This is a genomic window from Pseudomonas sp. OTU5201 (assembly GCF_038440135.1).
Lineage (GTDB): Bacteria > Pseudomonadota > Gammaproteobacteria > Pseudomonadales > Pseudomonadaceae > Metapseudomonas > Metapseudomonas resinovorans.
The window spans coordinates 22,844-43,535 of record NZ_JASATC010000041.1; the positions used below are offsets into that span (position 1 = coordinate 22,844).

At 64.8% G+C, this 20,692-nt stretch carries 22 protein-coding genes; 9 read left to right on the plus strand and 13 right to left on the minus strand.

Features of this window, described 5'->3' with window-relative positions:
- Positions 1-122: 122 nt before the first annotated feature.
- Positions 123-1,034 (plus strand): transcriptional regulator GcvA, encoded by a 912-nt coding sequence (gcvA, locus tag AAHM40_RS21810; protein WP_342246517.1) that lies wholly within the window; start codon positions 123-125, stop codon positions 1,032-1,034.
- A 97-nt stretch (positions 1,035-1,131) separates the two neighbouring features.
- On the opposite strand, the gene AAHM40_RS21815 is transcribed toward gcvA, so the two are convergent.
- The 10 genes from AAHM40_RS21815 to AAHM40_RS21860 form a co-directional block, all read right to left on the minus strand.
- A complete protein-coding gene (locus AAHM40_RS21815; RefSeq protein ID WP_342246518.1) occupies positions 1,132-2,328 on the minus strand; it encodes a CaiB/BaiF CoA transferase family protein in 1,197 nt (398 codons plus the stop codon).
- Complete coding sequence (locus AAHM40_RS21820; protein ID WP_342246519.1) at positions 2,318-2,713, minus strand: PaaI family thioesterase; 396 nt, start codon at positions 2,711-2,713, stop codon at positions 2,318-2,320. Before AAHM40_RS21820 ends, AAHM40_RS21815 begins: the two co-directional genes overlap by 11 nt.
- 17 nt (positions 2,714-2,730) lie before the next feature.
- Positions 2,731-3,537: an enoyl-CoA hydratase/isomerase family protein gene (locus tag AAHM40_RS21825; RefSeq protein WP_342246520.1), complete on the minus strand. Its 807-nt coding sequence runs from the start codon at positions 3,535-3,537 to the stop codon at positions 2,731-2,733.
- Between the two features lie 10 nt (positions 3,538-3,547).
- Positions 3,548-4,312 carry an SDR family NAD(P)-dependent oxidoreductase gene (locus tag AAHM40_RS21830; RefSeq protein ID WP_342246521.1) on the minus strand — a complete coding sequence of 255 codons (765 nt, stop codon included), beginning with the start codon at positions 4,310-4,312 and terminating at the stop codon, positions 3,548-3,550.
- Position 4,313: 1 nt separating this feature from the next.
- Positions 4,314-5,462: a thiolase family protein gene (locus tag AAHM40_RS21835; RefSeq protein ID WP_342246522.1), complete on the minus strand. Its 1,149-nt coding sequence runs from the start codon at positions 5,460-5,462 to the stop codon at positions 4,314-4,316.
- Entirely contained in the window at positions 5,459-5,815 is a 357-nt protein-coding gene (locus tag AAHM40_RS21840) for an OB-fold domain-containing protein (RefSeq protein WP_342246523.1), read from the minus strand. Before AAHM40_RS21840 ends, AAHM40_RS21835 begins: the two co-directional genes overlap by 4 nt.
- A 173-nt stretch (positions 5,816-5,988) precedes the next feature.
- Positions 5,989-6,720, minus strand: a complete 732-nt coding sequence (locus AAHM40_RS21845; protein ID WP_342246524.1) for an amino acid ABC transporter ATP-binding protein — start codon at positions 6,718-6,720, stop codon at positions 5,989-5,991.
- Entirely contained in the window at positions 6,707-7,357 is a 651-nt protein-coding gene (locus AAHM40_RS21850; RefSeq protein WP_342246545.1) for an amino acid ABC transporter permease, read from the minus strand. Before AAHM40_RS21850 ends, AAHM40_RS21845 begins: the two co-directional genes overlap by 14 nt.
- Positions 7,354-8,019 (minus strand): amino acid ABC transporter permease, encoded by a 666-nt coding sequence (locus AAHM40_RS21855; protein ID WP_342246525.1) that lies wholly within the window; start codon positions 8,017-8,019, stop codon positions 7,354-7,356. The genes AAHM40_RS21850 and AAHM40_RS21855 overlap by 4 nt, the downstream gene beginning before the upstream one ends.
- Positions 8,020-8,043: 24 nt before the next feature.
- Positions 8,044-8,829, minus strand: a complete 786-nt coding sequence (locus tag AAHM40_RS21860) for a transporter substrate-binding domain-containing protein (RefSeq protein ID WP_342246526.1) — start codon at positions 8,827-8,829, stop codon at positions 8,044-8,046.
- 283 nt (positions 8,830-9,112) lie between these two features.
- Between AAHM40_RS21860 and AAHM40_RS21865 the strand changes: the two genes are divergently transcribed.
- Positions 9,113-9,814: a FadR/GntR family transcriptional regulator gene (locus tag AAHM40_RS21865; RefSeq protein WP_342246527.1), complete on the plus strand. Its 702-nt coding sequence runs from the start codon at positions 9,113-9,115 to the stop codon at positions 9,812-9,814.
- Between the two features lie 42 nt (positions 9,815-9,856).
- Here the strand turns inward: AAHM40_RS21865 and AAHM40_RS21870 are convergent, their stop codons facing one another.
- On the minus strand, positions 9,857-12,025 hold the full coding sequence (locus tag AAHM40_RS21870; RefSeq protein ID WP_342246528.1) for a xanthine dehydrogenase family protein molybdopterin-binding subunit: 2,169 nt from the start codon (positions 12,023-12,025) through the stop codon (positions 9,857-9,859).
- Positions 12,022-12,504, minus strand: a complete 483-nt coding sequence (locus AAHM40_RS21875; protein ID WP_342246529.1) for a (2Fe-2S)-binding protein — start codon at positions 12,502-12,504, stop codon at positions 12,022-12,024. Before AAHM40_RS21875 ends, AAHM40_RS21870 begins: the two co-directional genes overlap by 4 nt.
- A 383-nt stretch (positions 12,505-12,887) precedes the next feature.
- Here AAHM40_RS21875 and AAHM40_RS21880 point away from each other — a divergent pair, with 383 nt between their 5' ends.
- From AAHM40_RS21880 to AAHM40_RS21890, 3 genes are all read left to right on the plus strand, one after another.
- Positions 12,888-14,831, plus strand: a complete 1,944-nt coding sequence (locus AAHM40_RS21880) for an alkaline phosphatase D family protein (protein ID WP_342246530.1) — start codon at positions 12,888-12,890, stop codon at positions 14,829-14,831.
- A gap of 29 nt (positions 14,832-14,860) precedes the next feature.
- Positions 14,861-15,286: a group II truncated hemoglobin gene (locus tag AAHM40_RS21885; RefSeq protein ID WP_342246531.1), complete on the plus strand. Its 426-nt coding sequence runs from the start codon at positions 14,861-14,863 to the stop codon at positions 15,284-15,286.
- Positions 15,287-15,437: 151 nt separating this feature from the next.
- Positions 15,438-15,866 (plus strand): MarR family winged helix-turn-helix transcriptional regulator, encoded by a 429-nt coding sequence (locus AAHM40_RS21890; RefSeq protein ID WP_342246532.1) that lies wholly within the window; start codon positions 15,438-15,440, stop codon positions 15,864-15,866.
- Positions 15,867-15,934: 68 nt separating this feature from the next.
- On the opposite strand, the gene AAHM40_RS21895 is transcribed toward AAHM40_RS21890, so the two are convergent.
- Positions 15,935-16,906, minus strand: coding sequence for an AraC family transcriptional regulator (locus AAHM40_RS21895; RefSeq protein ID WP_342246533.1), 972 nt, complete (start codon positions 16,904-16,906; stop codon positions 15,935-15,937).
- A 227-nt stretch (positions 16,907-17,133) separates the two neighbouring features.
- Between AAHM40_RS21895 and AAHM40_RS21900 the strand changes: the two genes are divergently transcribed.
- The 4 genes from AAHM40_RS21900 (at position 17,134) to AAHM40_RS21915 (ending at position 20,691) form a co-directional block, all read left to right on the plus strand.
- Positions 17,134-17,406 carry a DUF4242 domain-containing protein gene (locus AAHM40_RS21900; RefSeq protein WP_342246534.1) on the plus strand — a complete coding sequence of 91 codons (273 nt, stop codon included), beginning with the start codon at positions 17,134-17,136 and terminating at the stop codon, positions 17,404-17,406.
- Between the two features lie 9 nt (positions 17,407-17,415).
- Positions 17,416-18,228, plus strand: coding sequence for a class I SAM-dependent methyltransferase (locus AAHM40_RS21905; protein ID WP_342246535.1), 813 nt, complete (start codon positions 17,416-17,418; stop codon positions 18,226-18,228).
- 162 nt (positions 18,229-18,390) lie between these two features.
- A complete protein-coding gene (locus AAHM40_RS21910) occupies positions 18,391-18,861 on the plus strand; it encodes an Lrp/AsnC family transcriptional regulator (protein ID WP_342246536.1) in 471 nt (156 codons plus the stop codon).
- Positions 18,862-19,344: 483 nt separating this feature from the next.
- On the plus strand, positions 19,345-20,691 hold the full coding sequence (locus AAHM40_RS21915) for an APC family permease (protein ID WP_446731602.1): 1,347 nt from the start codon (positions 19,345-19,347) through the stop codon (positions 20,689-20,691).
- Position 20,692 lies beyond the last annotated feature (1 nt).

Consider the following 20,692-nt stretch of genomic DNA (forward strand, 5'->3'; position numbering starts at 1 on the left):
CGATCCTAGGAACCCGCCAGAGGCCGCGACAAACGATTAAAACAGGGCTTTCGCTTGAGATTTACTCAACCAGAACTAGAGTAAGATTCCGCGCAATTCCACGCGTCCAAGAAGAAGAACCGATGATGGACAGACTGCCGCCGCTCAACGCCGTAAGGGCTTTCGAAGCCGTTGCCCGGCACCTCAGCATCACCCTCGCCGCTGATGAACTGAACGTCACGCCAGGGGCTGTCTCCCGGCAGATCCGCGCCCTGGAGGACTACATGGAACAGCCGCTGTTCCTCCGCGGGCACCGGCAGATCACCCTCACCCCGGCCGGCGAGCAGTACTTCAAGGCAGTGGCACGCATCATCGAAGAACTTCGCAGCGCCACCCGCAAGCTCAAGCGCCCCGCCAAGCGCCGGCAGATCAAGGTACGCGCCTACACCACCTTCGCCATGCAATGGCTGATTCCGCGACTGGCCAGCTTCCATCAGGAGAACCCCAAGATCGAGGTGCTGCTGACCGCCTCGCTGGACCCGGTGGACTTTCAGAAGGATGACCTGGACGCAGCGATCCGCCTCGGCTCGGGAGACTGGCCCAACTGCAACTGCTACGTGCTCAGCGACAACGTGTTGGCCCCCGTGTGCAGCCCCAGCCTGCTCGATATCGGACCGGGCCTGCACGAGCCGGCGGACGTGGCCGAGTACACCATGCTGCACTCCATCGCCCGGCCGGACGACTGGAGCCATTGGCTGCAGGCCGCAGGCGTGGGCAGCGCCGTGGACGCCCGCGCCGGCATGACCTACCAGAGTTCGTCCATGGCCTATGCGGCAGCTTCCGGCGGGCAGGGCATCGCCATCGCCCAGTTGTTCCTGGTGGAAAAGGAGTTGCGTGAAGGCATCTTGGTGCGCCCGTTCCCGCAGACCGTGGACATGGGCGCCTACACCTATTACCTGCTCACCCCCAGGCACCGGGCGGAGAGCGAGGACATGAGCATCTTCCGCCAATGGCTGCTGGAACAGGCGCGCCAGACACGGCATGGCCCTTCATAGATTGGCGCTGAGCGCAGCCGAGTGGATCACACTCCATCGATCCACCATCGAGGCTCACCCTGGCCCCGAATGGTGGAAATGAGGCGCGATTTCCACCCTACGCGTTGACCACCGCTCCGGCCTCGAGCATCTGTGCTACTTCCAGCTCGCTGAAGCCCATCTCGACCAGCAGCTCGCGAGAGTGCTCGCCCTTGTCCGGCGCTGGCCTGTAGGGCTGCTTGGCGGCTTCGGCGCTGTTCACCGGGAAGCCGGGCACCCGCAGCACGCCGTGCCTGGGATGCTCAATGGTGGCGAGCATGCCGTTCTGTGCCAGCTGAGGATGGTTCAGCAGGTCGCTGTAGTCGGCCACCTTGGCGCAAAGGATGTCCGCCGCACGCAGGCGCTCCAGCCAGTATCCGGTGTCCTGGGTGCGGAACACGCCATTGAGCGCGTCCTGCATTTCGGCCCGGTGCATGACGCGTTGGGCGGAGCTGAGGAAGCGTGGATCGGTGGCCCATTCCGGGTGACCGAGCACCGTGCACAGCCGCTCCCAGCGGTTGCCGTTGTAGGCGGCGACCATCATCCAGCCGTCCGCGGTCTTGAAGGCTTCGTTGGGTGCCGAGTAAGGCGCGGCGCTGCCGATGGGGGTGGGCAGCTCGCCGTCACGCAGGTAGCTGCTGATGGAGGACTGCTGCAACGCCAGGGCGGAGTTCATCAGGCTCACATCCAGGTGCCCGCCCTGCCCGTCCTGGTGTCGAGCCTGCAGCTTGGCGAGGATGGCCATGCAGGCCATATAGCCGGTGACCACATCCACCACGGGCGCCTGCACCTTGCAGGGCGGCGCGCCGGGAATACCGATCAGGCTCATGAGCCCCGAGTCCGCCTGAAGGATGCCATCCACGCCGGCACGGTCCGCATAGGGCCCCTGCTGGCCATAAGCAGAAATGGAGCAGTAGATCAACGTTGGATCGAGCGCCGACAGCGCTTCGAACCCCAACCCGAGCCGCGCCATCACACCGGGGCGCATGCTCTCGATCACCACATCCGCTTCAGCCACCAGGCGCATGGCGACGGCCAATCCCTGGGGGTTCTTCAGGTCGAGGCAGAGGCCTTGCTTGCCCCGGTTGAAGCCGTGGTAGAGGGCACTGGAATCCCCCACCCAGGCCGGCCCCAACGTGCGGCCGAGGTCGCCTTCCGGCGGTTCGATCTTGATCACCCGCGCGCCCATGTCGGCGAGCAGCATGGTGCAGGTGGGGCCGGCGGCGATCTGGGTGAAGTCCAGCACCGTCAGGCCTTGCAAGGCATTACGCAGCATGACGGCGGTCTCCCTGCTTGAAGGTGCCCTGGGCCGTGGCGAGCACCTCGCCCTCTTCGTCCACCAGGTATGCCTCGGCGAAGTAGAGACTGCGGCCACTGCGGCTGACCTTGCCCCGGGCGATCACACGGTCGGAGCGGGCCGCTTTCAGGTAGGCAATGTTCAGCATCACCGTGACGCCGTGGACCTCTTCCTCGCCCTCGGCGGAGTGCAGGCCCGCGTAGCCACAGGCGGCATCCAGCAAGGTGGCGATCAGCCCGCCGTGCAACATGCCCTGGCGGTTCAGGTGACGCGCCTCGATGGGCATGTGGAACTCGGCCTCGCCAACGGCCCAGTGGACCAGTTCGACACCGAGGCTCTGCAAGAACGGATTGCTCAGTTGCATGAAGGCTCTCCCCGGGCCTAACGGCCCTTGTACTGAGGTGCGCGCTTCTCGGCGAACGCCGTGCGCCCTTCCAGGCGGTCCTCGGTATCCCGCAGCACGCCCCAGTACAGCTCGGTGAGACGCTGGGCGTCGGCATCGGACAGGTGCGCCGTCTGCCGCGCCAGGGATTGCAGCGCCTGAACCGCCAGAGGCGCCTGGGCGGCGATGCGCTCGGCCAGGGCGAAGGCCCGTTCCAGCAGTGCTGCCGGACTTGCCGAAACCTCGGACACCAGACCGATGGCCAACGCCTGGGCGGCCTCGATGCGCTGGCCGGTCAGTGCCATCTGCATGGCATGGGCCGGCGGCACGGCCTTGAGCAGACGATGCAGACCGGACACCGCTGGAATCGACCCCACCACCGCTTCAGGCAGGCCGAAACTGGCGTTGGCGGAGGCGATGCGCAGGTCGCATTGCAGCGCCAGTTCCAGGCCTCCGCCAAGGCAGTGCCCATTAATGGCGGCGATCAGCGGCTTGCGCAGGTCGAGGTCGGCCAGGTCCATCAAGCGGATGTACACGCCAGCATCGGCCGCCGGCTCCTTATCGAGAAACAGCGCCTCGGCATAGGACGCGTTGGACGCCCGCGTGCTCTTCAGGTCGGCGCCGACGCAGAAGGCGCGCTCACCGGAGCCGGCGAGAATCGCCGCACGAATTTCACGGCGGTCACGGACTTCCGCCAGGTGCGCACGCAGGGTGCGCAGGGATTCGATATCCAGCGCGTTGAGGGCGTCCGGGCGGTCGAGGCTGATCAACCCCACCGCGCCCTGGATCTGCAGATGTACAGGCATGGCGGTCTCCTCAGACGCTGGCCGACGACAGGCTGCGCCCGCCGCAGACATAGAGGGTCTGTCCGGTGATGTAGGCACTTGCGGGGTCGAGGAAGAACTCCACGGCATTGGCGATATCCTCCGGCGTGCCGATGCGTTTGACCGGTACCGTGTCCTTCAGGCGCGCCTGCACCTCGGGCTCGAAGGCCTGGAACAGCGGTGTGTCGACGATGCCGGGAGCAATGGTGTTGACCGTGATGCCCTTGGCCGCGAACTCGATGGCCAGGCTGCGGGTCAGGCTCACCACCCCGCCCTTGGCGGCGGAGTAGTTGGCCTGGCCGAAACCGCCCAGCCAGGCGCGCGACGACAGGTTGACGATGCGTCCGAAGCTGCGCTCCAGCATCAGCGGCAGCGCTGCCTTGCAGCAAAGGAACTGCGCCCGCAGGTTGGTATCCACCACCAGGTCCCAGTCGTCCTCGGTCATCTTCAGGAAGCGCTTGTCGCGGACCACGCCGGCATTGTTCACGAGGAAGTCCAGGCCGGCGCCGGCTTCGGCGATACGGCCGAAAGCGCGCTCCACCGCAGCACCCTCGGTGAGGTCCAGGGCCAGGCCATGGACGTTCATGCCCTCGCTGCGCAACTGAGCGACCACTTCGGTCAGCACAGCCTCATCGCGGTCCAGCAGGTAGACGGTCACGCCCTGGCGCGCCAGGCGCGTGGCGATACCGAGGCCTATGCCGCGGGCGGCGCCGGTCACGGCCGCCACCTGCCCTTCATGGAAGCGTTGTGCGCTCATCTCACACTCCCAGTACGTGAACGGAAGACGCGGCGTGGTCGACGCCGGCGATGCCGCCACCGGTGCACTGGGCAACGCCGATGGTGGGCTTGTTGTCCGCCTGACGGCCTGTTGCGCGGCCCTGCAGTTGCCACATCAGCTCGACCATCTGTGCCACACCGGTAGCGCCCAGCGGGTGCCCCTTGGCGAGCAGACCGCCGCTGGGGTTCACCGGCACCCGGCCGCCCAGACGGGTAGCTCCGGAATGCAGCAATGCGACGGCTTCGCCGTGCGGCGCCAGACCCAGGGCCTCGTAGTAAAGGAGCTCAGCGATGGTGAAGGCGTCGTGCAGCTCAACCACGCCCACCTCACGCGGGTCGACGCCCGCCTGCTCATAGGCCAGGCGCGCGGCGCGGGCGGTGATCTCGGCATCGAGGATGTCGTCGCGGGCACCTTCGCGCAGGCCGGAAACCACGATCGAACCCAGTACGCGGACATCCTTCGCGTGGGGGCCGGGCTTGGTACCCAGCACCAGGGCAGCGGCGCCATCCACCTGGGACGGGCAGCACTGCAGCAGGGTCAGTGGGTCGGCGATCATGCGCGAACCCAGCACCTCTTCCAGGGTCACTTCGGTGCGCTGCTGGGCGTACTCGTTCAAGGAGCCGTGATAGCGGTTTTTCACTGCGATACCGGCCAGGTCAGCCGGGCTGGCACCGCGCTCGTGAATGAAGCGGGTCGCGCGCATGGCATACACCGCTGGCAACACCATGCCGGCCTTGGCGAACAGGTCGGTCTTTTCGTCGTTACGCTGCATCGGGATGGTGCCGCCGCCCAGTTGGGTCAGTTGCTCGATACCGAACACCAGCACCCGCTCGTACTGCCCGGCGAGCAGCGCGTGGCGCGCCAGGTGCACCGCAGTGGCGCCGCTGGCGCACGCATTTTCGATGTTGTAGACGGGAATCCCGTCCAGGCCGAGGTCACGCAGGATCACCTGGCCGAGGATCATGCCGCCGAGGACGTTGGCGCAGTAGATCGCCTGGATGTCCTTCAGCGCGAGGCCCGAGTCGGCCACGGCTTTAACGATCGCCTGCTGCGCCAGTTCCGGCGCCATCACGCCCTGGTGGCGGCCGAAGCGGGTCATGGCGCCGCCCATTACATGCATCTGGCTCATGGGCGGGTCTCCACGGATTCGAACACATAGCCATAGGTTTCATCAGGCATGACGCGGTAGCTGCCACCGATCACCGGGCGCTCGTTGCCGGTGATCCGGCCGAACAGGCGCACTGGCCCTTCCAGGTCCAGGTAACCCAAGGCGAAAGGCTCCAGGCCACTCTTCGGGCTCGGGTTGATGATGGTGAAGCTGTACAGGCTGCCCTCATTGGCCAGCAGCTCGACTCGGTAGTGATCGGCCAGTGGCGAGTGGCTGGGCAGCATCGGGAACACCAGTTCACCGGTGGCGATATGGCGGGAGCCAAGCAGGCGCGAGGGGCTATCGGCCCCCCAGAGGGATGGCAGCGGGTTCATGTCGACCTCCTGTTGTTTTCAGCCGTGTGAACGGCTCTGGACAGGCGCTATGGTCGACATCGGGCGCAGGCCCGACAAACGATATAAAGACCACCTTTGATTGAGTTTTTATCAAGCCAAATGAGCCAGCAGCCCGGCTGGCGCAGCAGCCGGTATGCCGGATGGGTGAGGCGCTACTGCTCCACCATGCCGATGAAGTTGGCCAGCTCCGGCGTCTGCGGGGCGCTGAACAGGGTTCGCGGATCACCCACCTCATGCACTTTCCCGTGGTGCATGAACACCAGCTTGTCGCCGACTTCACGGGCGAAGCGCATTTCGTGGGTCACCATGATCAGGGTCATGCCTTCGCTGGCCAGTTGACGAACCACGCCCAGCACCTCATTGACCAATTCCGGGTCCAGGGCTGAGGTGATCTCGTCGCAAAGCAGCACCTTGGGCGACATCGCCAGCGCACGAGCAATCGCCACCCGCTGTTGCTGGCCACCAGACAGACGATCCGGGTAGGCGTCGACCTTTTCCGCCAGGCCGACCCGGGCCAGCATCTCTTCGGCGAGGGCGCGTGCCTGTGCCTTGCCGAGTTTTTTCACCACCTGGGGCGCGAGCATCACGTTCTCGCCTACCGTCAGGTGGGGAAAGAGATTGAACTGCTGGAACACCATACCGACCTTCTGGCGCAGCGAGCGAAGGTCCGCCCTGCCGGCATCCAGGTATTCGCCGTCCACCTCGATCACACCGTCGTTGATGGACTCCAGGCCATTGAGCGTGCGCAGCAGCGTGCTCTTGCCCGAACCGCTGCGGCCGATGATGGCGACCACCTCGCCCTCTTCGATGCTGAGGTCGATACCCTTCAGCACGTGGTTGTCGCCGTAGTACTTGTGCAGTGCGGAAACTCTAAGCAGGGACATGCAGCCTCCTTTCCAGGTGACGTGCGCTCAGCGAGAGCGGATAGCAGAGGATGAAATAACCCAGGGAGACCAGGCCGTAGATCAGGAAGGGTTCGAAGGTGGCGTTGGCGAGCATGCCGCCGGTCTTGGTCAGTTCGGTGAACCCGATGACGGAGGTCACCGCCGTGCCTTTCACTACCTGCACCGAGAAACCCACGGTCGGTGCGATGGCAATGCGCAGCGCCTGGGGCAGCACCACATGACGCAATTGCTCCAGCCGACTCATGGCCAGGCTTGCGGACGCCTCCCACTGGCCACGCGGAATGGACTCGACACAGCCACGCCAGATTTCGGCGAGGAAGGCGCTGGTGAACAGCGTCAGTGCCACCGCCGCCGCCGCCCAGGCGGACACGTCTATGCCGAACAAGGCGATTCCGAAGAACACCATGAACAGCTGCATCAGCAGCGGCGTGCCCTGGAACAACTCGATGTAGCCGCGCGCCAGGGTGCGCAACGTGAAATTCCCGGAAATGCGCGCCAACAGAATCAGCAGGCCAGCGATACCGCCGCAGACAAAGGCCACCAGCGACAGCAGCAGGGTCCACTGCAACCCTGTGACCAGGTTGCGGACGATGTCCCAAAGGGTGAAATCCATCAGCGCCTCCCCATGATCAGGCGGTTGCCGGCCCAGGCCAGCACCTGGCGCAACAGGATGGCCATGACCAGGTACAGGACCGTGGTCAGCAGGTAGGTTTCGAACGCGCGGAAGTTGCGCGACTGGATGAAGTTGGCAGCGAAGGACAGTTCCTCCGTGGCGATCTGCGAGCACACCGCCGAGCCCAGCATCACGATCACGATCTGGCTGGACAGCGCTGGCCAGACCTTGCCCAGCGCGGGCTGGATGACCACATAGCGAAACGCCTCGAAGCGGCTCATGGCGAGGGCTGCCGCGGCCTCCAGCTGACCCTTGGGGATCGCCTGGATGCCGGCGCGAATGATCTCCGTCGAATAGGCGCCGAGGTTGATCACCATCGCCAACACGGCCGCCTGCCACTCACTGAGACGAATGCCCAGTGAAGGCAGGCCGAAGAAGATGAAGAACAACTGCACGATGAAAGGCGTGTTGCGGATCAGCTCCACATAGGCACCGAACACCCAGTCGAACGGTCGCAGGCGCCAGGCCCGCACCGCGGCCCCGACCACACCGATGGCGACGCCGAGCAACGTACCGATGACAGTCAGCTCCAGGGTGAAGATTGCGCCCTTGAGCAGCAGGTCACCCTGCTGCAGCACCGGCAAGAAATCGAATTGATAAGCCATGGATGGCCCCCCGGCAGCAATGGCTCAGAGATCGGCAGGCAGCGGCTGCTTCAGCCACTTCTCGGCGTTGCGATTGAGGCTGCCATCGGCCTTGGCTTCGGTGATGATCGCGTTGACCTTCTGCAGCAGCGCCGGCTCGTTCTTGGCCAGGCCGATGTAAACCGGAGAGTCCTTCAGCTTGACCTTCAGCACCGGGACCTTGGCCGGGTTCTTCGCGGCGATGGCCGCCATCACCACACTGCCGCTGGCGATCAGATCAACCTGTCCGGACAAGTAGGCAGCGATGGTGGAGTTGTTGTCCTCGAAGCGTTTGATGGTGGCGTCCTTGGGTGCCACGGCGCTCAACTCCATGTCCTCGATCGAACCCCGGGTAACGCTGATGGTCTTGCCCGAGAGTGCATCGAGCGCGGTGATGGCAACGTCCTCGGGGCCGAACACCGCCAGGTAGAAAGGCGCGTAAGGCGTGGAGAAATCGATCACCGCTTCACGCTCGGGGTTCTTGCCCAGGCTGGAGATCACCAGGTCCACCTTGCCGGTGGTGAGGAACGGAATGCGGTTGGTGCTGTTGACGGGTGTCAGCGCCAGCTTCACTCCCAGCTTGTCGGCCAGCAGTTGCGCGGTGTCGATATCCAGGCCGCGCGGCTTGAGGTCAGGCCCGACGGAACCGAAGGGCGGGAAGTCCTGGGGCACCGCCACCTTCAGTACGCCGCGCTCGCTGATATCGCTCAGCGCATCCGCCTGGGCGATGGGCTGGGCCAGCGCGCCGCCGCAAAGAAGAGTCGCCAGCAGAAGGTTCCGGAATTTACTCATGGGGCTTACCTCGGGGTAGATGGCAGGACAATTTTCCTGTCAGGCCCCAGTGCACAGCCCATGCCAGCAAGCGCTCGGAAACCTGGCTGAATCGTTAAATCCAGCAGGCACAAGGTCTTACTGGTCTGAACAGTTGAAGTTGCTGACCACTTGGTCAACCGAGCCCGTGCACCCCTTCCGTGCAGCGGCTTTCAGCCGTGCGCCAGGCCGGAGCAACGCTTGCAAAGTGCACCTGTCCGGCCGTAAAAGATGTCCATTCGACGAACCAACTGGTCTGAACAGCATGCTCGACACCATCCCTCGCGCAGTCCCCGAAATTGCCCTGCAGGCCATCCAGAAACTGATTCGCGATGGGGGTTATCAGGCGGGCGACGCCCTGCCCTCGCAACGCGACCTGGCCGAGCAGCTTGGCGTCAGCCGCGCGTCCCTGCGCGAAGCGCTCTCTTCCCTCAGCGCCCTGGGGCTGATCAGCGTGCAGCCCGGCAAGGGCGTGTTCGTACAGACGCCTTCTCCGACCCTGCGCACAGCGCCCCAGGGGTTCTCCTGGCCTTATTCCGAGCAGGTTTCGGCCGCGGATACCTTCCAGCTGCGCTATGTGCTGGAAGGCTTCTCCGCCGGCCAGGCCGCCATTTCCCTGACCGCCGAAGACATCGACCAACTGGAGGCCAATGTGGCGGCCATGCGCCAGGAACTCCGTGCCGCCGATTTCGAGGCGGCCGCACGCCTCGATTTCGAGTTTCACAGACGTTTGCTGGAAGCCAGCGGCAACCGCGCCATGCTCCAGATCATCACCGCCAGCCAGGACATTTTCCTGGAGAGTCAGAAGCTCCCCTTCATCCGTCCCGAGCGGGCCATGGAAACCTGGCAGGAGCACCGCAAGATCCTCCGCCACCTCGCCCGCCATGCCTGCGGTCCGGCACAGAAAGCGATGCAGGAACACATCCGCAACGCAGCGTCGCGCACGGGCATTCTCTTCCCTGTCTGATGACGGGCTCACCAATCCAGAGGCATCGGTGAGCCCTACTCCTCAGGCCTGCTTCAATTGCGCCGGGTCGATCGGCAGGCTGCGCAAGCGCTTGCCGGTCGCGGCGTAAATGGCATTCACCACCGCCGGGGCGATGATCACGGTGGACACTTCGCCCAGGCCACCGGGGGACTCGCCGCTGTTGATGATGTGGGTCTCGATGGGTGGGACCTCGTTGATACGCAGCAGTCGGTAGCTGTCGAAGTTGCCCTGCTCGACCCGGCCGTCCTTGAAGGTGATGTTGCCGAATAGCGCAGCCGTCAGGCCGAAGACGGTGCCGCTTTGCATCTGCGCCACCACCGAGTTGGGGTTGATCGGAATGCCGCAATCCACCACGCCGGTGACCTTGTTCACCTTCACCGCACCGCTGGCATCCACGCTGACTTCCGCTACTTGCGCCGCGTAGGTGCCAAAGCAATAGGTCAGCGCGACGCCACGGCCGTGCCCGGCTGGCAGAGGTGAATCCCAGCCGGATTTCTCGCGCAGTGTTTCCAGCACCTTCAGCGCCCGTGGGTGTTTCTCCAGCAGCGGGTAGCGATACGTGAACGGATCGGCCTTATTCATCACCGCCAGCTCATCCATGAAGCCTTCCACCATGAAGGCGTTCTGGGTGTGCCCCACGCCGCGCCAGAAGGCGGGGACAATGCCTTTCGGGGGCTCATGGCGCACGTAGTGCACCGCCAGGTTGGGAAAACCGTAGGGCCCGCAGGCGTCGCGCACCGCGTCACGGTCAACGCCATCTTTGAACAAGGCCGGTGCCCAACGCGCCAGGATCGAACCCCCGGTGACCTTGTGGGTCCAGGCCACCGGCCGGCCCTGCTCGTCGAGACCGGCGGACAGGTGGTTGTAGTGGAAAGGCCGCAAGGTACTGTGGCGGGTATCTTCCTCGCGGGAGTAGATGACCTTAACCGGGTAATCCACCTGCTTGGCGACTTCCACCGCATGGCCGACGAAGTCGGTTTCCAGGCGTCGACCGAAGCCGCCACCAAGCAATTGGTTGTGCACCTGCACCGACTCCTCGGGCAATCCGGTGAGCTGCGCCGCGAGGGTCTTGGCCCGGGTCGGCACCTGGATGCCGAGCCAGAGGTCGCAACGGTCCTTGCGCACGTGGGCCGTGCAGTTGACCGGTTCCATGCAGGCGTGGGCGAGGAACGGCACCTGGTAGGTCACCTCGACTTTCTTAGCCGCCTTGCTCATCGCCTCCTGCACATTACCCTCGGCACGGGCCTGCACGCCCTCTGCCTTGGACGCCTCCGCAATGTTCTTCAGCAGATCGGCACTGGAAACCTTGGCGTTCTCACCCTCGTTCCACTTGATCTGCAGCGCTGCCAGGCCCTTGCGTGCCGCGCCGGTGTGATCGGCAATCACCGCGACCGCATTGTTCGTCCGCACCACCTTGTGTACGCCCTTGACCGCCATGGCCGGCGCTTCGTCCACCTCGGCCAGGGTGCCGCCTATGACGGGGCAGATGGTCAGCGCCGCGACCTTCACACCCTCGGGACGGGCGTCGATGCCGTACATGGCCTTTCCCCGGACCTTGTCCGGGCCATCGGTGCGTTTGGCCGGCGTGCCGATCAGCTTGAACTGGGCTGGCTCCTTCAGGGCAACCTCGCCCGGCATCGGCAGTTTCGCGGCGGCGTCCACCAGTTCGCCATAGCCCAGCTTGCGCCCGCTTTCCGCGTGCACCACGACGCCGTTCTCAGCCTTGCAGCTCTCGACCGGCACCGACCACTGCTGCGCTGCCGCCGTCACCAGCAGGGTGCGTGCAGTGGCGCCAGCCTGGCGCAAGGGGATCCAGTTGGCCGGTACCGATGTCGAGCCACCCGTGACCTGGAAGCCCAGCATCGGGTTGGCGTAGCGCTTGTCGTCGGCCGGAGCGTGCTCGATCACCACCTGGTCGAGGGCCACTTCCAGCTCTTCGGCGATCAGCGCGGGCATCGAGGTGTACGTGGCCTGGCCCATTTCCACAGGCTGGATGATGAAGAACACCTTGCCGCTGCGATCGATACGGATGTAGGCGTTCGGACTGAATTCACCCCCTGCGGCCCGTGCATCGCCCATCAGGCCCGGCACGGTGAAGCTGATCAGCAGGCCGCCACCCACCGCGGCGCTGGCCTTGAGAAAGCCCCGACGGCTGAGGCCGAGGTCGGCGATTGCGCTGATGTCGTTCATGCTGCGCCCTCCCCTTTGGCCGGCTTCGGCCCAGCCGCTACCTTGATGGCCTCGCGGATGCGCAGGTAGGTGCCGCAGCGGCAGATGTTGCCGGACATGGCGGCGTCGATTTCCGCGTCACCGGGATTGGGGTTGGTCGCCAGCAACGCTGCGGCGGACATGATCTGCCCCGATTGGCAGTAGCCACACTGCACCACCTCCTGGGCCAGCCAGGCGTCCTGCACACGCTGGCCTACTTCGGTGTCGCCGATACCTTCGATGGTGGTGATTTCCGCGCCCGCCATACTGCTCACCGGCATCAGGCAGGAGCGCACCGCCGCACCATTCATATGCACGGTGCAGGCACCGCACAGGGCCATGCCACAGCCGAACTTGGTGCCGGTCATACCCAGCACGTCACGCAGCACCCACAGCAACGGCGTATCAGGATCGACGTCGACGCTGTGCTCAGCGCCGTTGATCTTCAAGGTGAGGGCCATATCGCCTCCTGTTGGTTTTCATCAGGAGCCCGTCTGCACGGGCATTGCACGGTTCGCCAGGGCAATACGGCGGCCCCGGAAGCAAAGGCAGGGTAAGGGATTGATCAAGGAGCGCCTGAGTGGGCTTCGGGTGGCGTGCCTGGGTAGCCGACAAGCAGAACCTGAAGCATGGGTGCCTCCGTAGGTAGGCCGTTCCATCAGGGCTGGGTGGCTGGCGGCTCCGAGGCGCCAGCGTGGGGTATCCGAAGCATGCTAGAAGCGCAGGCGGAAACTGCCAAACGATTTAAACGCACCACTCGGGTGAGTTTTTTTCAAGCCTTTTCGAAGCCCGGATGCCACTCGCGGTATCCTGTTGCGCTCGCTCGCACAGGCCCGATGTTCCGATGTCCGCTGCCCTCTCCCAGGAAAACCTCCCTCCCGTTCTCGCCGGCCCCATGCTGCGCCGGATCGAAGCCCGCCGCCTGGTGTTCTGGCTGGTCGGCTCGCGCAGGTTGACGCCAACGCTGCGCCTCTCCCTGGAGGGGGGCGTCGAGTACCCGCTGGGCGCGGACTGCTGCCGGGTGATCCCCTTCGGGCGGCATGCCTACTTGCACTTGATCGACCTGCGACTGGAGACCTCCCTGCCCCTGGACCAGCAAATCGACTACGACCTGTTGATCGACGGCGCCGGCATTGCCCAGTGGGCTCCTCACCTGATTTACGGCGAGGCGAGCCAGCCCGGTTTCGTCCTGCGCTCACGCATCGACCAACTGCTTCATGGCTCTTGCCGCAAGCCGCATTATCCGGCGGATGACGGTCTGCGCTGCGCTGATCGCCTGCTGGCATCCGGCCCCGCGCCTGAACAGCGACCCGCCCTGCTGATGCTGAGCGGCGACCAGGTTTACACCGACGATGTCGCCGGCCCCATGCTGCGGGCCATCCATCAGTTGATCGCACGACTCGGGCTGTTCGATGAACGCCTGGACGGCGCCGTGGTGAACGACAGCACGGCCCTGTATGCGCACCCTGCCGGTTACTACCACCGGGCCGACCTGCTGCCGGCGCTGGAAAGCAACGAAACCCTGCGCGAGCGGTTCTTTGGCGGCGCACGCAAACCCATCTTCACCAGCAGCAACGCCGAAAACCATCTGGTGACCCTGGCCGAAGTGCTGGCCATGTACCTGCTGTCCTGGTCGCCGGTGCCCTGGACGCTGATAGATCCGCAGATTCCCGTCCTGGCGCCCAAGGAGGCCGAGCGCTACCGCCTGGAAGAATCGCGCCTGGAAGGATTCCGAGCGGCGCTTCCCGCTGCCGCGCGTGTGTTCGCCCACCTGCCGACGCTGATGATCTTCGACGATCATGACATCACCGACGACTGGAACCTTTCGGCCCAGTGGGAGCAGACCGCTTACGGCCATCCGTTCTCCAAGCGCATCATCGGCAATGCGCTGCTGGCCTATATGCTCTGCCAGGGCTGGGGCAACGATCCGGCCACCTTCGCCGAACTGCTGGACCGAACCGAGTCGCTGGCCGCCACGGCCGCTGATGACAACACCCTGAACAGCACGACCCTGGACGGACTGATTGACCGCCTGATTAGCTTCAACCGCTGGCAATACGTGCTGCCCACTACGCCGGCGCTGGTGGTGCTGGACACGCGCACCCGCCGCTGGCGCAGCGAAATCGACCTCAAGCGCCCCTCCGGCCTGCTGGACTGGGAAGCACTGAGCGAATTGCAACAGGAACTGCTGGACCACCCTTCGGCCATCATCGTGTCACCGGCACCGGTTTTCGGGGTCAAGCTGATCGAGACGGTACAGCGGGTGTTCAGTTGGCTGGGCTACCCGCTGCTGGTGGACGCGGAGAACTGGATGGCCCATCGCGGCGCGGCCCAGGTGATCCTCAACATCTTCCGCCACTCGCGCACGCCGGGCTCCTACGTGATTCTCTCCGGCGACGTGCACTACTCCTTCGTCTACGATGTGCTGATCCGCCATCGCCAGCAGGGGCCGAAGATCTGGCAGATCACCAGCAGCGGCATCAAGAACGAATTCCCGCGCCGCCTGCTGGATGTGTTCGACCGCCTCAACCGCTGGCTCTACTCGCCGCGCTCGCCGCTGAACTGGTTCACCAAGCGCCGCCCGATGAAGGTGATGCCGCGTACGCCCGAGCACAGCAAGGCCGGCGAGCGACTATGGAACTCCGCCGGCCTCGGCCAGGTGTTCTTCGATGACCAGGGGCGACCATCGCGCATCTTCCAGCTCAACGCCGATGGCACCGAGCCCACCGAATTCCTCGAAGACCGCGACGACGAGGCGGATGAACAACCCGTGGCCCGGCGGGTATGATGCCTCCTCGCTCTTCTGACGGCCCTTCCATGAGTACGACTCCCCCCTTCGGCACCGGCGACGCCTCCTACCAGGCCGCCGGTGGCATCGACGGCCTGCGCCGGCTGGTCGACGACTTTTACCGCCTGATGGACGAACTGCCCGAAGCCGCCGACCTGCGCCGCCTGCATCCGGAAAGCCTGGAACTGTCCCGCGACAAGCTGGCCTGCTTCCTCAGCGGCTGGCTCGGCGGGCCGAAGCTGTTCAGCGAGAAGTACGGTTCCATCTCCATTCCGTCCTTTCACGCCCAATGGCCAATCGACGAATCCCTCAGCGCTGCCTGGCTGGGCTGCATGGAACGCGCCATCGCCCTGCAGCCCTTCTCACCGGCGTTCGCCGACTACCTACTGGCGCAGTTGCGCGTACCCGCCCATCGCGCAGTGCAGGCCAGCCGCGCACGGCATTCAGGGACGTAATCCAACCACGTCGTTCGCGGTGTTTCCTGTGGGGATGATTTCAATCGCCCCCACAGTACCCTGACCTCCCGCCTGACCACCCATCGGACTTTTGACGGCCTCGCGAGCACGCCCCTATAGTCAGCACCGCTTATCGTATGGAGACCTTCCAATGCCCCCTCGTGAAGAGAACTTCGGCTTTCTACTCGCCGATGTCTCCCGGCTGATGCGCAGGTCCTTCGAGAGGCGCCTCACCGGCAGCACGCTGACGCTCAGCCAGGCCCGCGCCCTGGCCCATATTTCGCGCAACGAGGGCTGCCGCCAGGTGGAGTTGGCCGACCAGCTGGAGGTCAAGCCCATCACCCTCGCCCGGCTGCTCGACCAGTTGGAACAGGCCGGACTCGTGGAGCGCCGGCCCGATCCCGAGGACCGCCGCGCCTACCGCCTCTACCTGAGGGAAAAGGCCGAGCAGGCCCTGCTGGATATCCGCGAGGTCGCCGCCGCCACGCATGCCGAGGCCCTGCGCAATCTCTCCGGGGCTGAAGCCGATGCACTCGCGATGGCGCTGCGCAAGATGCGCGAGAACCTGTCCTCCCGTTGATTCCCTGAGGTTCCCCAAGCCGTCGCAAGCGTTCGCCAAGCCGGGCACCCAGGTGGTGGTTGAGTGAGCTAACCCGCAGGCTGGCGGCGTAGCTGATTGCGCCGCCAGGCCGCGGGTGGCGCGCCGAACTCGCGGCGGAACGCACGGCTGAACGCTGTGTCGGTCTGGTAGCCAACATCCTCGGCGATGCGCGCCAAGGGGGCGTTGCTGCGGCGCAGCAAGTTGGCGGCCAGCAGCATTCGCCATTGGGTCAGGTACTGCATCGGCGAGCTGCCCACCATCTGCTGGAAGCGCTCGGCCAGGACCGAACGCGACGTGCCGGCAGTGCGCGCCAGATCTTCCAGGGTCCAGGCCTGGGCCGGGCACCTGTGCAGGGCATTGAGCGCCGTGCCGACGATGCGGTCGCCCAGTCCCACCAACCAACCGGTGCGCCCTTCCGCCTGTTCGTTCATGTACAGGCGCAACACCTCGATGAACAACACCTCCGCCAGTTTGGCCAGGACCCCCTCGCCGCCCGGCCGCGGCGACTTCGCCTCGGACAGGGCATAGCGCACCGAAGCCTCCAGCCAGGGGCCGGCACTGGATTCCCGTACATTCACGCGCACCAGCGGGGGTAGCCCGGCCAGCAGCATGTCCGCCAGCCGTGCATCGCACGCCAGGTAGCCACACACCAGACGAGTGATCGCACCACCCCCGCCATAGGCCAGTTGTCGCGGCCGGCGAGCCAGCACCTGGTCCAGGCGCCCACCCGTGGCCGGCGGCAATCCGGGCTGTGACGTCATGCGATGGGCGTGCCCCTGGGGGAAAATCACCACATCACCCGCCACCAGGTGCACGGGGGAGGCGTGGCCAAGCTCGACGAAGCATTCACCCGAGGTAATCAGATGGAAGATCACCACCCGCTCGGCGCCGGGCTCCAGCAAAGGCGCTACCGAGTCGGCACGCGGCGACTGGTAGCACCAGGGCGCACTGAACCTGGCGTTGATGAAAATGGCGCCGACCAGGCGGACGACGCGCAGGGTTTCCGATAGAGCGTCCATCAGCCCTCACCTCCGGCGGCATTCCTCAAATTCTGGGCGTCCACAGGCGTTTGCAGAGCCCGGCCGGATAAATGGCCATGCTCAGGCGGACGATTGGATAGGCCTTGCCGACGCTCGGGCAGGACGACGCCGCTACAGAGGCGGATAGTTCGCCTGCACGCCCCTTGCTGCCCCATCCACTAAAGGCGTGTTTGCAACACCCGAGAAGCCAAGAAAACGAGGTCACCATGCCCAAGTTCCTCATCGAAAGAGAGATACCGGAAGCTGGAAAACTCACGGAACGAGACCTCAAAGCCATATCACAGAAGTCCTGCCGAGTACTCCGAGAACTCGGTCCAGAGGTGCAATGGGTCCAGAGCTACGTCACCGACGACAAGCTGTACTGCGTCTACATAGCCGCCAGCGAGGAGCTGGTGAGAGAGCACGCCCAGCAGGGCGGCTTTCCCGCCAATCGCATTGCCCGCATCAGCTCGATCATCGACCCGACCACAGCCGAATGAGTCCCGAAAATGACCACCGCAACTGATCTCACTGCTCTGAAAAGCCGTCAGATGGCCTCCTGGGCCAGCGGCGACTACGCCGTGATCGGCACCACCCTGCAACTGGTCGGCGAGCTGCTGGCCGAAGCCTGCGACCTTCGCCATGGTGAATCGGTATTGGACGTCGCTGCCGGCAACGGCAACGCGACCCTGGCCGCCGCGCGCCGCGGCGCCCGGGTAACCTCCACCGACTACGTCCCGGCGCTGCTGGAGCGTGGCAGGGAGCGTGCCCAGGCGGATCATCTGGAAGTAAGTTTCCAACCAGCCGACGCCGAGAACCTGCCGTTCGCCAACGCCAGCTTCGACGTGGTGATGTCGACCTTCGGGGTGATGTTCACCCCCGACCAGGCCAAGGCTGCCGCCGAACTGGCGCGCGTCTGCCGCCCGGGCGGGCGCATAGGCCTGGCGAGCTGGACGCCGGAAGGCTTCATCGGCCAGATGTTCAAGACCCTCGGTCGTCATCTACCACCACCGCCAGACGTGCAGCCGCCATCGCGCTGGGGCGTTGAAAGCCACCTGCGTGAACTGTTCGACGACAGTGCACGGGAGATCTCGGTGGCGCGCCGCCTGTTCAACTTCCGCTATCAGTCCGCCGCACACTTCATCGAAGTCTTCCGTACCTGGTACGGCCCGGTGCACAAGGCATTCGCCGCACTCCCAGCCGATGGCGCAGTCGCACTCGAGCGCGACCTGACCGAACTGCTGGAGCGCTATAACCGCGCGGGGCCGGAGTCGCTGATTGTGCCGAGCGAGTACCTGGAGGTGGTGATCACTCGCCGTTGACGGGTGAATCACTTGTAGCTCGGATGCGATCCGGGAAGCTCGTGCAGCGATCCACGGATTTCATCCGGGCTACAGGCCCCCCGTGAGACATCCTGAATTTCCACAAATCTGGTAGCCTCGGGCTTTCCGCCGTACCGGCCCAGCCAGGGAAGCCCAGGACCCATGCCCACTTCGATTCTCGACCCACTGGACTATGAAATCGTTCGCGAACTGCAGGAGGATGGACGCCGTGCCTTCCGCGAAGTCGCGCGCAACCTGTCGGTCCCTGAAGCCACGGTGCGTACACGGGTAAAGCGCTTGCAGGACCAGGGCATCCTGCAGATCCTCGCCTTCACCAACCCATCCAAGCTGGGCCAGGCCAAACTCGCGCTCTTCTTCGTTTCGGTCGCTCCGCAGGATCACGATCGGGTGGTCGACACGCTCGGACGCTGGAGTGAAGTCAGCTATCTCTCCACGACCCTCGGAACTGCCGATATCTGCGTGCAGGTCCTCTGCCGCGACGACGAGACGCTATGGGGCCTGCAACAGAAAGTACGCAGCCTTCCCGGCGTACAGGACGTGCGGATGATGCAGGAAGTGAAGGTGCACAAGATCCGTTTCACCATTCCATCGGCACAGCCTGCCGAAGAATGAGCGACAAGGGCCGGGCGGCGCTCCGCCTGAGCCCATGCTCACCGCCCCTGGTGAGCTGAACCCACCCTGCACACAGCACTCTGCCCCCTTTCCCCCCGTTCATCCACACCCTGCGCATTTTCTTCTCTTCATCTCCGCGCATTGCGCAATTCTGCACACGCTCTTGTCGCGCACAGCGTCTGCCTTGCCTACCGGCCGGAAGCCTGAACCCCCTCAAGCACGGGCCTTGCAGCGTGGGTGCCGTGTTGGTGCGCCAGGTGCGCCACTCAAGCGCAATGCGTATTTTTATTACGCACACATTGCGCAATGCGTATTTTCAATCGATCTATACGTATACATGCGCAATTAATCGGCATAGCATCCACTCATCGCGCGACCTTCCTACAAAACACAGCACAAGATGAGGGCGATGCAATGCACCAGGCCAATTCAGGCGCCGAGCCATCGGCAGTACTTGCAAAATCCATTCGCTGGTGGGATGGGGTGGCCATCACCCTGAGCCTGCCCGCAGCCCTGTTCGTCGGCCTTGGCTACTCCATTGGCGCCATCGGTGCCTGGGCGGCACTGGCGCTCTGGGCGGCGATTGCCGCTGTCGCCGTCCTGCATAACTGGGTCTATTCGGAAATGGGCGCCATGTTTACCGAGAAATCGGGCGGCATCGCGCTTTACGCCAACGAGGCCTGGAGCCAACGCATCCCCTGCCTCGGTCCGCTGGCCACTTACGCTTACTGGTTCGCCTGGGCCACGGCGCCGGCAATCTGGGGCCTGGCGGTGGCGCAGATTCTCACCGAGCAGTTCTTCCCCAACGCCAGCTACAGCCTGGACCTGGGGGTGATGCAGCTGGACCTGCCGCAAATGATCGCCCTTGGCGTGGCGCTGTTTTCCTGGGCCCTAAGCATGGTCAACCTGCGTTTCACCATGGTCATCATCACCGCCGCCGGCGTGCTGCTGATGATCCCGGTGCTGCTCTTCAGCGGCAGTTTCCTGGCCAGCGGCTGGAGCACCAGCAGCTTCACCTGGCGTATCAGCGCTGACGCCGTAGGTGTGCGCACCGTGCTCGCCTGGCTGTTCGTGATGGCCTGGTCGGCCTACGCCGTGGAAGCCGCCGCCTCCTTCATTCCCGAATTCCGTGACACCGTGCGTGACACCCGCAAGGCGTTGCGCATCTCCGCGCTGATCCTGCTGCTGGTGTTCACCCTGACGCCGCTGGGCCTGGCGGGCCTGCTGGGTGAGCAGACCCTGTCCGAGCATCCCTACGGTTTCCTCCAGGTAGGTTCCCAGGTGCTGCTGGGAGGTGGCGCAGCGCTGATCACCCTGGTGTTGATCGCCGGCATTCTGGTGCTCTCGGTCATGGGCACCGCCGATGCTGGTCGCGCCCTTTACCAGAGTTCGCTGGATGGTCTGACCGTCCGCCAGTTCGGCACCCTGAACCGCTCCGGGGTGCCGGCCCGCGCCGTCACCGTGCAGCTGCTGATCAACATTGCCCTGGTGTTGTTCGTCGGCAATGCCCTGGCCGTGATCGTCGCCGGCAACGTCGGTTACGTGCTGGCCCATCTGCTGGCGGTGACCGGTTTCGTGGTGCTGCGAAAGGACCGTCCGGACGCCGCCCGCCCGATTCGCCTGGGTCGTGGTTGGGTCGCCATTGCCATCGGCCTCGCCCTGTTCGATGGGCTGATCCTGGTGGTCGGCACCACCAGCGCCTCCATCACCGGCTACGGCGGTTTGAAGGAAGTGGGCATCGCCGTCGCCGTGCTCGCCATCTCCCAGGTGCTCTTCCGCCTGCGTCGCTTGCAAGACCGCGCCCAACCCGCGCCCGCCCCCTTTCACTGAT

Coding starts and splice junctions, on each gene's coding strand:
- AAHM40_RS21845 (WP_342246524.1), bottom strand. CDS start 6,720: ATGTCCCTGCTTAGAGTTTCCGCACTGCACAAGTACTACGGCGACAAC.
- AAHM40_RS21880 (WP_342246530.1), top strand. CDS start 12,888: ATGTCCGCTGCCCTCTCCCAGGAAAACCTCCCTCCCGTTCTCGCCGGC.
- AAHM40_RS21815 (WP_342246518.1), bottom strand. CDS start 2,328: ATGCTGCGTAATGCCTTGCAAGGCCTGACGGTGCTGGACTTCACCCAG.
- AAHM40_RS21840 (WP_342246523.1), bottom strand. CDS start 5,815: ATGAACCCGCTGCCATCCCTCTGGGGGGCCGATAGCCCCTCGCGCCTG.
- AAHM40_RS21910 (WP_342246536.1), top strand. CDS start 18,391: ATGCCCACTTCGATTCTCGACCCACTGGACTATGAAATCGTTCGCGAA.
- AAHM40_RS21860 (WP_342246526.1), bottom strand. CDS start 8,829: ATGAGTAAATTCCGGAACCTTCTGCTGGCGACTCTTCTTTGCGGCGGC.
- AAHM40_RS21885 (WP_342246531.1), top strand. CDS start 14,861: ATGAGTACGACTCCCCCCTTCGGCACCGGCGACGCCTCCTACCAGGCC.
- AAHM40_RS21905 (WP_342246535.1), top strand. CDS start 17,416: ATGACCACCGCAACTGATCTCACTGCTCTGAAAAGCCGTCAGATGGCC.
- AAHM40_RS21835 (WP_342246522.1), bottom strand. CDS start 5,462: ATGAGCCAGATGCATGTAATGGGCGGCGCCATGACCCGCTTCGGCCGC.
- AAHM40_RS21825 (WP_342246520.1), bottom strand. CDS start 3,537: ATGCCTGTACATCTGCAGATCCAGGGCGCGGTGGGGTTGATCAGCCTC.
- AAHM40_RS21870 (WP_342246528.1), bottom strand. CDS start 12,025: ATGAACGACATCAGCGCAATCGCCGACCTCGGCCTCAGCCGTCGGGGC.
- gcvA (WP_342246517.1), top strand. CDS start 123: ATGATGGACAGACTGCCGCCGCTCAACGCCGTAAGGGCTTTCGAAGCC.
- AAHM40_RS21855 (WP_342246525.1), bottom strand. CDS start 8,019: ATGGCTTATCAATTCGATTTCTTGCCGGTGCTGCAGCAGGGTGACCTG.
- AAHM40_RS21895 (WP_342246533.1), bottom strand. CDS start 16,906: ATGGACGCTCTATCGGAAACCCTGCGCGTCGTCCGCCTGGTCGGCGCC.
- AAHM40_RS21830 (WP_342246521.1), bottom strand. CDS start 4,312: ATGAGCGCACAACGCTTCCATGAAGGGCAGGTGGCGGCCGTGACCGGC.
- AAHM40_RS21820 (WP_342246519.1), bottom strand. CDS start 2,713: ATGCAACTGAGCAATCCGTTCTTGCAGAGCCTCGGTGTCGAACTGGTC.
- AAHM40_RS21875 (WP_342246529.1), bottom strand. CDS start 12,504: ATGGCCCTCACCTTGAAGATCAACGGCGCTGAGCACAGCGTCGACGTC.
- AAHM40_RS21890 (WP_342246532.1), top strand. CDS start 15,438: ATGCCCCCTCGTGAAGAGAACTTCGGCTTTCTACTCGCCGATGTCTCC.
- AAHM40_RS21865 (WP_342246527.1), top strand. CDS start 9,113: ATGCTCGACACCATCCCTCGCGCAGTCCCCGAAATTGCCCTGCAGGCC.
- AAHM40_RS21900 (WP_342246534.1), top strand. CDS start 17,134: ATGCCCAAGTTCCTCATCGAAAGAGAGATACCGGAAGCTGGAAAACTC.